This is a genomic window from Streptomyces sp. NPDC006385 (assembly GCF_040612485.1).
In the GTDB taxonomy this organism is placed as follows: Bacteria; Actinomycetota; Actinomycetes; order Streptomycetales; family Streptomycetaceae; genus Streptomyces.
The window spans coordinates 1-11596 of record NZ_JBEXQG010000130.1 but is presented as its reverse complement, the minus strand read 5'-3'; the positions used below and the strand labels follow the sequence as shown (position 1 = coordinate 11596).

Annotated in this window: 11 protein-coding genes; 7 read left to right on the top strand and 4 right to left on the bottom strand. The window is 71.2% G+C overall.

Annotated elements, in window-relative coordinates; genetic code table 11:
* Window positions 1-88: 88 nt before the first annotated feature.
* Window positions 89-1171, bottom strand: coding sequence for a GTP-binding protein (locus ABZ078_RS43270; protein ID WP_356584039.1), 1083 nt, complete (start codon window positions 1169-1171; stop codon window positions 89-91).
* Window positions 1172-1492: 321 nt separating this feature from the next.
* On the opposite strand from ABZ078_RS43270, the gene ABZ078_RS43265 reads away from it, so the two are divergent.
* From ABZ078_RS43265 to ABZ078_RS43255, 3 genes are all read left to right on the top strand, one after another.
* Entirely contained in the window at window positions 1493-2044 is a 552-nt protein-coding gene (locus ABZ078_RS43265; RefSeq protein ID WP_356584038.1) for a DUF6082 family protein, read from the top strand.
* A 156-nt stretch (window positions 2045-2200) separates the two neighbouring features.
* Window positions 2201-2437, top strand: coding sequence for a hypothetical protein (locus ABZ078_RS43260; protein WP_356584037.1), 237 nt, complete (start codon window positions 2201-2203; stop codon window positions 2435-2437).
* Between the two features lie 307 nt (window positions 2438-2744).
* Window positions 2745-2978: a hypothetical protein gene (locus ABZ078_RS43255; protein ID WP_356584036.1), complete on the top strand. Its 234-nt coding sequence runs from the start codon at window positions 2745-2747 to the stop codon at window positions 2976-2978.
* A 173-nt stretch (window positions 2979-3151) separates the two neighbouring features.
* On the opposite strand, the gene ABZ078_RS43250 is transcribed toward ABZ078_RS43255, so the two are convergent.
* Window positions 3152-4318, bottom strand: coding sequence for a citrate synthase/methylcitrate synthase (locus ABZ078_RS43250; protein WP_356584035.1), 1167 nt, complete (start codon window positions 4316-4318; stop codon window positions 3152-3154).
* A 108-nt stretch (window positions 4319-4426) separates the two neighbouring features.
* Here ABZ078_RS43250 and ABZ078_RS43245 point away from each other — a divergent pair, with 108 nt between their 5' ends.
* The 4 genes from ABZ078_RS43245 (at window position 4427) to ABZ078_RS43230 (ending at window position 9206) form a co-directional block, all read left to right on the top strand.
* Window positions 4427-5683: a citrate synthase gene (locus ABZ078_RS43245; RefSeq protein WP_356584034.1), complete on the top strand. Its 1257-nt coding sequence runs from the start codon at window positions 4427-4429 to the stop codon at window positions 5681-5683.
* A 53-nt stretch (window positions 5684-5736) separates the two neighbouring features.
* Window positions 5737-6681: a sucrase ferredoxin gene (locus tag ABZ078_RS43240; RefSeq protein WP_356584033.1), complete on the top strand. Its 945-nt coding sequence runs from the start codon at window positions 5737-5739 to the stop codon at window positions 6679-6681.
* 171 nt (window positions 6682-6852) lie between these two features.
* Entirely contained in the window at window positions 6853-8529 is a 1677-nt protein-coding gene (locus ABZ078_RS43235; RefSeq protein ID WP_356584032.1) for a sensor histidine kinase, read from the top strand.
* Complete coding sequence (locus ABZ078_RS43230) at window positions 8526-9206, top strand: response regulator (protein ID WP_356584031.1); 681 nt, start codon at window positions 8526-8528, stop codon at window positions 9204-9206. The genes ABZ078_RS43235 and ABZ078_RS43230 overlap by 4 nt, the downstream gene beginning before the upstream one ends.
* Window positions 9207-9389: 183 nt before the next feature.
* Here ABZ078_RS43230 and ABZ078_RS43225 read toward each other — a convergent pair whose 3' ends face one another.
* Both ABZ078_RS43225 and ABZ078_RS43220 read right to left on the bottom strand, forming a co-directional pair.
* A complete protein-coding gene (locus ABZ078_RS43225; protein ID WP_356584030.1) occupies window positions 9390-10982 on the bottom strand; it encodes a cation acetate symporter in 1593 nt (530 codons plus the stop codon).
* Entirely contained in the window at window positions 10979-11440 is a 462-nt protein-coding gene (locus ABZ078_RS43220) for a DUF485 domain-containing protein (RefSeq protein ID WP_356584029.1), read from the bottom strand. Before ABZ078_RS43220 ends, ABZ078_RS43225 begins: the two co-directional genes overlap by 4 nt.
* Window positions 11441-11596: the final 156 nt, after the last annotated feature.

The following is an 11596-nucleotide window of genomic DNA, read 5'->3' as shown; positions in this document are numbered from 1 at the left end:
GGCGTTGGCCGGGACGGGTCGGGTGACGGCGGTGCGGCGAGAGGGCGTGCCGGGCGTCGCGCGGCAGGCGCCACTTTCGCAACCGGCCCTAGGCCGACGGGTCGTCGAGGTCCTGCCCAATCGGCCCCGCCGGGTCCAGCTCGTCAGGGTCTCGTACGTAGCGAAGGACGCCCCACATGCCGTGCTCGTCGGCCTGTGGGGCGTGGCTCTGGCACGACTCGAGTTCCTTGGCCAGGGACGCGGCATCGATGTCGGAGCCGATGAGGACGAGCTGGGTCAGGCGCGCGTCCCCGGCTCCCCACGGCTCCGGGTAGAAGCGCAGGAACCGCCCGACGGCATGCACGGCGTAACGGTTCGCGGGGTCGTGCGGCCCGAAGTCGACGTACCCCTTGATCCGGTACAGCCCCTCCGGCCTGCTGTCCAGGAACGCCATCAACCGCCGCGGGTCGAGGGGTGCTTCGGAGACGAAGGACAGGCTGTCGTAGCCGGCGTGCAGGTGGTCGCTGTGGTCGTCGTCGTGCTCGTGCAGGTCGTCGAAGGACAGCTGTCCGACGCGCTCCTCGCTGGGCCTGCAGTCGAAGAGGAACTCGGGGTCGATCCGGCCGTAGGTGGCGGGGACGACGGCGGCGCGGTCGGTGAGGCCGCGGACCAGCCCGAGGACGCGCTCACCGTCCGCCGCCCGGTCGAGCTTGTTGACCACGACGAGGTCGGCGAGGGCGAGGTGCCGGTCGATCTCGGGGTGTTTGGCGCGGGTGTCGTCGAACTCGACGGCGTCGACGACCTCGACGAGCCCGCCGTACACGATGCCGGGATGCTCACTGGCGAGCACCATGCGCACGAGTTCCTGGGGCTCGGCGAGCCCACTGGCCTCGATGACGATGACGTCGACGCCGGTGGCGGGCCGGGCGAGCCGCTCCAGGTAGACGTCCAGCTCGCTGGGGTCGATCGCGCAGCACAGACAGCCGTTGCCGAGGGAGACGGTGGAGTCGCCGAGCGCGCCCGCGACGGCCATGGCATCGATCTCGATGGCGCCGAAGTCGTTGACGATGGCACCGATGCGGGTGCCGCCGCTGCGGTGCAGGAGGTGGTTGAGCAGAGTCGTCTTGCCGGAACCGAGGAATCCGGCGAGTACGACGACCGGGATCTGCTGCGCGGTGCGGCTGTGCGCCAACGTGCGACCTCTCTCACTCCTACGCGTACACCGGCTCTCGGTCCCGGCGCACCTACGGAAAATGAATGCCGCCCCAGGATACGAACCGCAGGAAACATCGCGAAGTGAACGATTGTTAGCAGCACTTGCGGGGCAGACGTTGGGCAAGGCGCCGGAGCGTGCGACCCTCGCTTCCCTCCGCGCGCCTCCTCTCCGCCTCCCCGCCGATCAGAGCCGCTCGGCACTCTGGGAGACGGCAAGCGCCGCCCACTGCTCGCCGGTCCCCTCCAGTCGACCCACCTTCCGACGACCGGCGGACGGCCGCCTGATTCGGGGGTTGACATGGCCACACGGAAAAACACCGCGGTGAGGCTGGGTTCCGCCGCGGCCGGTCTGATGCTCGCCACCGCCGGGATGACGCTGGCCTCGCGCCGGCGGCACCTCGACGCGGAGCGACTGCTGTTGAGGCGTCTGGAACTCGAAGAGCTCGCCTCCCGGCGCAGGGCTCTGGCGCACCAGCAGCGTATGCACTGGGAATTGCTGTCCCGGGCGATCGACAACCCCAGCCTGGCCGCCGTGATCGACACCTACGACCCGGACATTCCGGCGGAGAAGCGGCGGCAGTACTTCTACGCCAACGCCTGGTACATCAACCTCTACCACCTGTATCGAGCGGGAATCCTGGACCAGGAGGAGTTCTACGGGCACGCGCGCGAGCTCTTCCAGAACACTTTGATGCGCGAGTACTGGGATGCCTCGAAGGGGCAGCGCGCGACCCTGAAGCACTCCTCCGAGGAGGCCCGGATCGGGCGCATGGTCGACGGTCTCATCAAGGACCTCGACGAGGCCGACACGGACGAGTGGTGGGTGGTGGGCAACCCACCGTCTGCTTGATCGACCGGTGCGCGGGGCACCGACTGGCGGTCGCTGGAGCGACGCACCGACACGTGGGTGACTTTCCGCCGGGCAGGCACTCACGCCCCGGACGAGCCCAGTAACGTGCTGCCGACCAAACCACCTGCCAACGCCTTCGTAAGGATCGGTAGCCCCTTGAAGATCGTGCGCCGCATCGGTGTGCCTCCCAGTGCCCGTGGCAGTGCCTCGGGAGCCAACTGCCCGGACGTGTTCGAACTGAGCGACGGCAACTTCGCCGTCATCGGCACGGACGTCACTGAAGCACTGGAGCGGGAACTGCCCGCTGACGCTTCCCGCGCCGACTACGAACGCATCGTCGTCGTCAGCCGCGAGACACTCATCCGCGCGAAGGGCGACATCCCGGACGCGTAGCGGAGCGCCCCGGATCCGCTCGTCACCCGCGGGCGTACGGGGCACGCAGCAGGCGGGCGTCTGTCATCAGCCCTCATCCCCGGGTACGGGCGACGCCTGCAAGTAGGGGCCACGACATATCAGTTGGTGACCCGCTGTTCCGAGCGGCAGAAGAAGTACGGTGCCGCATCACGGCCCCCGCCGCACACAGGGGGAGCCCCCTTGAAACGCGGCACTCGATGACTTTGGCGAGCGACGAGTGCCACGCGGAGGGCTCCCCCGCGGTCGGGCCGAACACCTTCCGAAGACCCAGTTCGAGGAGTCCCGTATGTCCACACCGACGCCGCACGACCGTACCGCAGCCCAGCCCACGGGGCAGCGACCGGCAAGGCGGGTCTTCGAGCTCCTGCCGGGCGTCATCGCCCTGCTGGCTGCGATCGGCATCATTCTGCTGATCGTCACGGGCCGGACCGAGCACGTCAGCGCCGTGGCGGCGTTCGGCGGCGCCGTCTTCCTCGGGGATGCCGCCGCCAACGTGACCATCAACGTGGTGCGCAAATAGGTCCCGTCCAGGAAGTAGCTCCCGTCCAGTCAGGTTGACCGCCACCGGAAACACCGGGGCGGAGAAGGGCCCGGCGCCGAAGCGGTGCCGGGCCCTTGTACTGGTCAGGCTCGGGCCCTTGTACTCGTCAAGCTCGGGCCCTTGTACTCGTCGGACTCGGGCCCTCGCACTCGTCAGGCCGCCGCTGGCACCCTCACCGGCGCCCCCGGCCCGACATACCGCGCCACCGGCCTGATGATCTTCGAGTCCTGTGCCTGTTCCAGGATGTTGGCGCTCCAGCCCACGACCCGCGCGGCGGCGAACGTCGGCGTGAACATCGCGCGCGGCAGACCGCAGAGCTCCATGACCACGCCCGCGTAGAACTCGACGTTCGTGTGGAGCTCGCGGCCCGGCTTCAGCTCGGCGAGGATCGCCTCAACCCGGCGTTCGACCTCCACGGCGAACTCGACGCGCGGGCCACCGAAGCTCTGGGCGATGTCACGGAGCATTCGGGAGCGGGGGTCCTCGGTGCGGTACACCGGGTGGCCGAAGCCCATGATGCGGTCGCCGGCGAGGACACGGTCGCGGATCCAGGGGTCGATGCGGTCGGGGGTGCCGATCGCGTCCAGCGTGTCCAGCGCACGACTGGGCGCACCGCCGTGCAGCGGTCCCGACAGGGCGCCCACGGCTCCGACGAGGCAGGCCACGACGTCCGCGCCGGTGGATGTGATGACACGGGCCGTGAAGGTTGACGCATTGAATCCGTGATCAATGGTTGAGATCAAGTATTGCTCGACCGCTCGCGCCCGCTCCGGGTCCGGCTCCGATCCGGTCAACATGTACAGGTAGTTCGCCGCGTACGACAGATCGTCCCGGGGCTCGACAGGAGAAAGCCCCAGCCCCAGCCGGTGCAGCGCGGTGAGGAGCGTCGGTACGGCCGCGGCCGCGACGAGCGTGTCCCGGCGGCGCTCGTCGGCGTCGATGTCGTACACCGGCCGGAAGCCCTTCGCCGCACCGAGCAGGGACAGCGCGGTGCGCAGTCCGGCCAGCGGGCCGGACGGTCCGCTCGCCGCCGCGATCGCGGGCAGTGCCGCCCGCACCTCGGCGGGCAGCCGCCGCAGCGCGGCGGTCTCGGCAGCGAAGGCGGCGGCGCGTTCGGCGTCCGGCAGCTCACCGTGGACCAGGAGATGCCAGACGTCCTCGAACGGGCGGGTCTGCGCGAGTTCGACGGCCGAGTACTGGCGGTAGTGGTAGAAGCCCTCAAGCCCTCGGACGTCGCCGACCTCGGTGTCGGTGACGACGACGCCCGCGAGTCCACGGGGCACTTCGACGAGCGTGGCTGCTGACCTGTTGACGGACATGTTTCCTCCCTGGACTTGATTCGACTGTCCATGCTTGACTATTTCTCTGTCAATATTGATTGAATCAATACAAGGATCAATATCCGGCTCCCTGGATACGGTGACCCCATGCGCGATCAAGAACCCGGCACCGTCCCGGCGGGGCGGCGGCTGACCACCCAGGAGGCCGCCGAACTGCTCGGCGTGAAGCCCGAGACCGTGTACGCGTACGTCAGTCGCGGCCACCTCAGCAGCCGCCGCGTGCCCGGCGGCCGGGGCAGCACCTTCGACGCCAAGGAGGTGGAGACGCTCGCCCTGCGCAACAGGCGGGAGTCCTCCGGCGGTTCGGGATCGGGCGGCGAGCTGTCCGTGCGCACCCGCCTCACGTTCATCGACTCCGACCGCTACTACTTCCGGGGCGTGGACGCGACCGAACTGGCCGCCCGGCACTCCTACGAAGAGGTCGCCGAATGGCTGTGGACCGGCCGGCTGCGCCACGGCGTCACCTTCAGCGCTCCCGAGACCTCCGTCGCCGCCGCCCGCCTGGCGGCCGACGCCCTTCCCGAACACGCCGGCCCCACCGACCGGTTGCGGGTCGCCGCGATCGCCGCGGCGGCGGCGGACCCCCTGCGCTTCGACCTGTCCGAGAAAGCCGTGCTCGGCACCGCGCGGACCCTCATCCCGACCCTGGTCGCCGCCCTCGCACCCGCGCGGTTCGCCTACCGCGACGAGGGCTCACTCGCTCACCGCCTGTGGAAGCAGCTGAGCGGACGGTCCGCCGACGAGGCCGGGTTGCGGGTCCTGGACACGGCGCTCGCCCTGCTCGCCGACCACGACCTGGCCGCCTCGACCCTCGCCGTGCGGGTCGCGGCGTCGGCCCGAGCCCACGCCTACGCGGCCGTCTCCGCGGGTCTCGGCGTGATCGAGGGCCCCCTGCACGGCGCGGCCAGCGGCCTCGCCCACAAGCTGCTCATGGAGGTCCTCGACCAAGGGGACGCCGGCCCCGTCATCGCCGAGGAACTGCGGGCCGGCCGCAGTATTCCGGGACTCGGTCACCGGCTGTACCCCGGCGAGGACCCACGCGCGCGTGTCCTGTTCGATCTCCTGGACGAGATCCCCCACTCCGCGCCCGCCCTCGCGGCGGCCCGCGACATCGTCGCCACGGCCGCTCGCCACGCCCCACTGCACGCCAACGTCGACCTGGCCCTGGCCGTGTTCACGGCATCCTCCGCCATGCCCCCCACCGCGGGCGAGGCGATCTTCGCCGTGGCCCGTACGGCGGGCTGGATCGCCCACGCCCTGGAGGAGTACGGGGAGCGTCCGCTGCGCATGCGGCCGAGCGGGCACTACACGGGCCCCAAGCCGCCCCAGCCGCTTCCGGAGTAGGCAGGGCCCCCTCGGGAGGTCACCTCGCCGCAAGTCAGGTTAGGCTCACCTCTGTGAGTACGTGCTCAACCGTCTCGCGGGACCTCGACGAGCCCATCGCGGGGACCGCGGCCACCGCGACGACCTGGCTGCTGCTGGAGCAGCCCGGTCCGTGGGGTGCCAAGGCGCTCACGCAGAGCCACCTGGATCCCGCGCTGGGCCGCGCCCTGGAGGCGGCCGCGCAGGGCACGGGCGTACGCGTCGCGCTGATCCGCCGCCCCGGCCGGCACGCCGACTGCGGAACCCCTGCCGAGCGCACGGTCTACGCGGCCCACACCGTGCCCGGAAAGGTGTGGCTGCGCGCCGCCACGACCCGCGACCCCGAGCGGTTGCTCGACCTGGACTTCGCCGCCCTCGGCGCGGGGGACCACCACACCTTCGACTCCGTGCTCCAGGGGCGGCCCCACACCGGCGATCCCCTCGTGCTCGTCTGCACCAACGGCAAGCGCGACCGCTGCTGCGCCCTCCTCGGTCGCCCGCTCGCGGCCGAGCTCAGCGCCTCCGGGATGAACGGCGTCTGGGAGGTCACCCATCTGGGTGGACATCGGTTCTCGCCGACGCTGCTCGTGCTGCCGTACGGCTACGCGTACGGCCGGGTGGAGGCCCATGCCGTCAAGGAGGTCCTGCACAGCGTCCAGGAAGGCCGGATCGTCGTCCACGGGTGCCGCGGGAACTCGGCCTGGGAACGGCCCGGTCAGGCCGCCGAGCTGGCCGTGCGCGCGGCTACGGGCGAGGATGCCGCACAGGCGCTGAGCGTCGTACGGACGGAGGGCGCCGCGCCCCGATGGGACGTGACGGTCGCCCACGTCGACGGGCGGCACTGGCGGGTCGCCGTGGCCCAGGGTGCTTCGCTGCCGCCCCGCCCCGAGAGCTGCGGGGTGGCGGTGCTCGGCTCGCCCGCGCGCATGGACGTGGTGGCGGTGCGCGAACTCACCATGACGGCGGCACTCGCGAGCTGACCGGACGCACCGGGGTGGACTCGGGCGGGTCGGCGAGCGGCATGGACGGCCCGATATTGATCAAGTCAGGCACCGGGTCACCACGCCTGGACCGGCCGGCTCACATTGATCAAGAGATCCACGCCACATCCCTCTACGGGAGTTCCCGCACGTCCACGTACCGTCGTGGGTATGAGCCCCACTCCCCCGGCACGTCGCCTGCGCCTCGGTCTGCCCCGGCGGATGTTCTCGCAGGTGCTGCTGATGCAGGTGGCGATCGCCGCGGGAGTCGCGGTGCTCGCGACCGGACTGTTCCTCGCTCCGCTCAGCGACCAGCTCGACGACCAGGCGATGCGCCGCGCCCTGTCGATCGCGCAGACCACCGCGGCCCAGCCGCGGATCGCCGAGGACCTGGCGAGCACGCCCGCGACCGCCGACGGCCCGGTCCAGCGGGAGGCGGAGCGGATCCGTGCGGCGACGAAGGCCGAGTACGTCGTCGTGATGGACCGGCGCGGGGTGCGCTGGTCCCACCCGACCCCGGGCGAGATCGGCAGGCTCGTCTCCACCGACCCGGGCCAGGCCCTCGCCGGCCACGAGGTCATGCAGATCGACAACGGCACCCTGGGCCGCAGCGCCCGCGGCAAGGTGCCACTGCGCGACAGCGACGGCCGCATCATCGGGGCGGTCTCGGTCGGCATCGCGTACGACAGCGTGCGGGCCCGGCTGCTGCACGCGATCCCGGGCCTGTTCGCCTACGCGGGCGGCGCCCTCGCGGTCGGCGCCCTGGCCGCCTGGCTCATCTCCCGCCGGGTCCAGCGGCAGACCCGCGACCTGGCCTTCTCCGACATCTCGGCGCTGCTCGCGGAGCGCGAGGCGATGCTGCACGGCATCCGGGAGGGCGTCGTCGCCCTGGACCGCGGCGGCCGTATCCGCCTCCTCAACGACGAGGCTCGGCGCCTGCTGGGCCTCGGTGACGAGGCGGTCGGCCGGTCCCTCGACGAGGCGCTCGGCGAGGGCCGTACGACCGATGTGCTGGCCGGCCGGGTGACGGGCACCGACCTGCTCACGGTCCGCGGCCAGCGCGTCCTGGTCGCCAACCGCATGCCCACCGACGACGGCGGCGCCGTCGCCACCCTGCGCGACCGCACCGAGCTGGAGCAGCTCGGCCGGGAACTCGACTCGACGCGCGGACTGATCGACGCCCTGCGCGCCCAGGACCACGAGCACGCCAACCGCATGCACACCCTCCTCGGGCTGCTGGAACTGGAGATGTACGACGACGCCGTGGAGTTCGTCGGTGAGGTGGTCGGCGATCACCGGGCCACCGCCGAGCAGGTCGCCGAGAAGATCCAGGACCCGCTGCTCGCCGCCCTGCTGGTCGGCAAGGCGGCCGTGGCGGCCGAGCGCGGCGTCGCGCTGCGCCTCTCGGACCGGACGAGGCTGCCGGACCGGTTGATCGACCCCAGGGGGCTCGTCACGATCGTCGGCAACCTGGTGGACAACGCCCTGGACGCCGTCGCGGGCACACCGCACGCGCGCGTGGAGGTCGAATTGCGCGGCGAGGGGCGGACCGCGATCCTCCGGGTGCGCGACACAGGTCCGGGAATCCCCGAGGAGAACCGCGAGTTGATCTTCACCGAGGGGTGGTCCACCAAGCAGCCACCCGCCCACCGTGAACGCGGCATCGGGCTCTCCCTTGTGCGTCGGCTCGCCGAACGCCAGGGCGGCAGCGCGACGGTGGGCGAAGCGGTCGGCGGAGGCGCGGAGTTCAGCGTCGTCCTGCCCGAGGCGCTGGCCGAGCCGGACCTGGAACCGGCCCTCACCGTGCCGTCGGATCGGCACACTGTCGCCGAGGAGGAGTCGCGATGATCGAGGTCCTGGTCGTGGACGACGACACGCGCGTCGCGCGGGTCAACGCCGCCTACGTCGAGAAGGTGCCGGGCTTCCACGTGGCCGGTGAGGCGCACAGCGCGGCCGAGGCACTGCGCCAGGTGGAACTGCTGCCCCGGCTCGACCTCGTCCTCATGGACCACTACCTGCCCGACGAGACCGGCCTGTCGGTCGTCCAGGAGATGCGCCGGCGCGGCCACCAGACCGACGTGATCATGGTGACCGCGGCGCGGGATGTGTCGACGGTGCAGGCGGCGATGCGGTACGGGGCCCTCCAGTATCTGGTGAAGCCGTTCGCCTTCGCGGGTTTGCGCGCCAGGCTGGAGGCGTACGCGGAGCTGCGCCGGACCCTCGACGGCGGCGGCGAGGCGGAACAGGCCGAGGTGGACCGCATCTTCGGCGCCCTGTCGGCGCCGTCGGAGCCGGACCTGCCCAAGGGCCACTCCCCCACGACCGCGGAGCTCGTACGCCAGTCCCTGATGAACGCCGAAGGCCCCCTGTCGGCCCAGGAGATCGCTGAGCGGACCGGGGTGAGCCGCCAGACCGCCCAGCGCTACCTCAAGCTCCTGGAGCGCACGGGGCGGGCCCGCCTCACCCTCAAGTACGGCGACGCGGGCCGCCCGGAACACCGTTACGTGTGGGCGACCCGCGCCTGAGGCACGGCCCGTGGGGGCGGGGGAAGGAACCGTGCCCTGCCCTTCATACGGATGTCGGCCGCGCGGATATCAGCCACCGGCCCGACAGTGTGCGTGCTGCCCGCCAACGGCCCGGGCACTCTGCCTGACTTCGCTTCAGCCCCTGCGGTGCCTGGCAAGTCGTACGACGACGAAGGCGCCGCGCTAGACCGCTCCCGCCCCTGTCAGCGACCGCACCTCGGTCTCCGCGTGCTTGGCGTCGTCGGGGAGCTCGGCCGAGGTGACCGTGCCGAGCCAGCCCGCGACGAAGCCCAGCGGGATCGAGACGAGGCCGGGGTTCTCCAGGGGGAAGTACTGGAAGTCGACGCCGGGGAACAGTGACTCGGGGCTGCCCGTCACCACCGGCGACAGCAGTACGAGCACCACGGCCGGGATCAGGCCCCCGTAGACGGCCCAAACGGCTCCGCGCGTGGTGAAGCCCCGCCAGAACAGCGAGTAGAGCAGCACCGGCAGATTGGCGGACGCGGCGACGGCGAAGGCGAGGCCCACGAGGAAGGCGACGTTGAGATCGCGGGCCAGCAGACCGAGGGCGATGGCGACGACGCCGATACCGACCGCGGCGACGCGTGCCACGGCCACCTCGCTGCGCGGCTCGGCGTGCCGGCGCCGTAGGGAGGCGTACAGGTCGTGGGCCACGGAGGCCGAGGAGGCGAGTGTGATGCCGGCGACCACCGCGAGGATCGTGGCGAAGGCGATGGCGGCGACGACGGCGAAGAGAACCGTTCCTCCGGTGGAATCCGCGCCGCCGCCGAGATCCAGGGCGAGCAGCGGAACCGCCGTGTTGCCGGCCGCATTCGACCCACGTACGGTCTCGGGCCCGACGATCGCGGCCGCGCCGAAGCCCAGGACGATGGTCATCAGATAGAAACCGCCGATGAGCCCGATCGCCCAGACCACCGAGCGCCGGGCCGCGCGGGCGGTGGGCACGGTGTAGAAGCGAGAGAGGATGTGCGGCAGCCCGGCGGTACCGAGGACGAGCGCCAGCCCCAGGCTGATGAAGTCGAAGCGGGCCGTCCAGTCACCGCCGTACTTCAGCCCGGGCGCCAGGAACGCGTCACCATGGCCGCTGCGCTCGGCCGCCGTGAGCAGCAGCCGGTCGAAGTCGCCGTGGAAGCGCACCAGGACGAGCACGGTCAGCGTGAGGGTCCCGCCGAGGAGCAGGACGGCTTTGACGATCTGGATCCAGGTGGTGGCCCGCATCCCTCCCAACGACACATAGATCACCATGAGCGCGCCGACGCCGATGACGGCCCAGGCCCGCACCGCCTCGCCCTCGCCCCCGAGCAGCAGCGCGACCAGGGTGCCCGCGCCCACCATCTGCGCCACCAGATACAGAACGGACACGGTGACCGAGGAAGTTCCCGCCGCGATCCGTACGGGACGCTCCCTCATCCGCGCGGCGACCACGTCGGCCAGCGTGAACCGCCCGCAGTTGCGCACCAGTTCGGCGACCAGGAACAGCACCACCAGCCAGGCCACGAGGAAGCCCACCGAGTACAGCAGCCCGTCGTATCCGAAGAGGGCGATGAGCCCCGAGATGCCGAGGAAGGAGGCGGCGGACATGTAGTCGCCGGCGATGGCAAAACCATTCTCCATGGGCGAGAAGAGTCTGCCTCCCGCGTAGAACTCCTCCGCCGAACCCTGCCGTCGGTGGCTCGCCCAGGTCGTGATCGCCAGTGTGATCGCGACGAACACGCTGAACAGGAGCAGCGCCAGCGTCCGGTGGTCGACCGTCACGAGGCACCCCCTCGTGTGACGCGCGTCAACTCCTGGGTGTCCCAGCGCAGTTCGAGCGCCGCGCGGTCCCGGCGCAGCCGCGCGTGGCGAGCGTAGGCCCAGGTGAGCACGAAGGTGGTGAGGAACTGTCCGAGCCCCGCGAGCATCGCCACGTTCACGGCGCCCGCCACGGGCCGGGCCATCAGCCCCGGCGCGGTCGTGGCGGTCACGACGTACGCCACATACCAGGAAAGGAACACGGCGACGGCCGGAACGACGAACCTCCGGTAGCGGCTGCGCACCTCCTGAAAGGCCGCGCTGCGCTGTACCTCGAGGTACACATCGCCCGTGACCGGCGGCGCGGCCTCGGGAGCGTCCGTACCGTCCGACTCCCCCCACCCGGAGGCGAGGGCGTCGTACCAGGGGTCGTCGTACCGCCCACTTCTGGTGTCGCCGGGACGGTCGTCGCTTGAGTACATGCCCAAGCATGGACAGAACGGAAAGATCGCCGACTCGGCTTCTCGGCGTGCTTCACCCCATCAGGTGATTCACCCGCCGAAGCTGCGTCTTGCGTACGAGCCGCAAGCCGCCGACGGCGGGGACGCCCACAGGGGCCACCCGCACCACCCGACGGC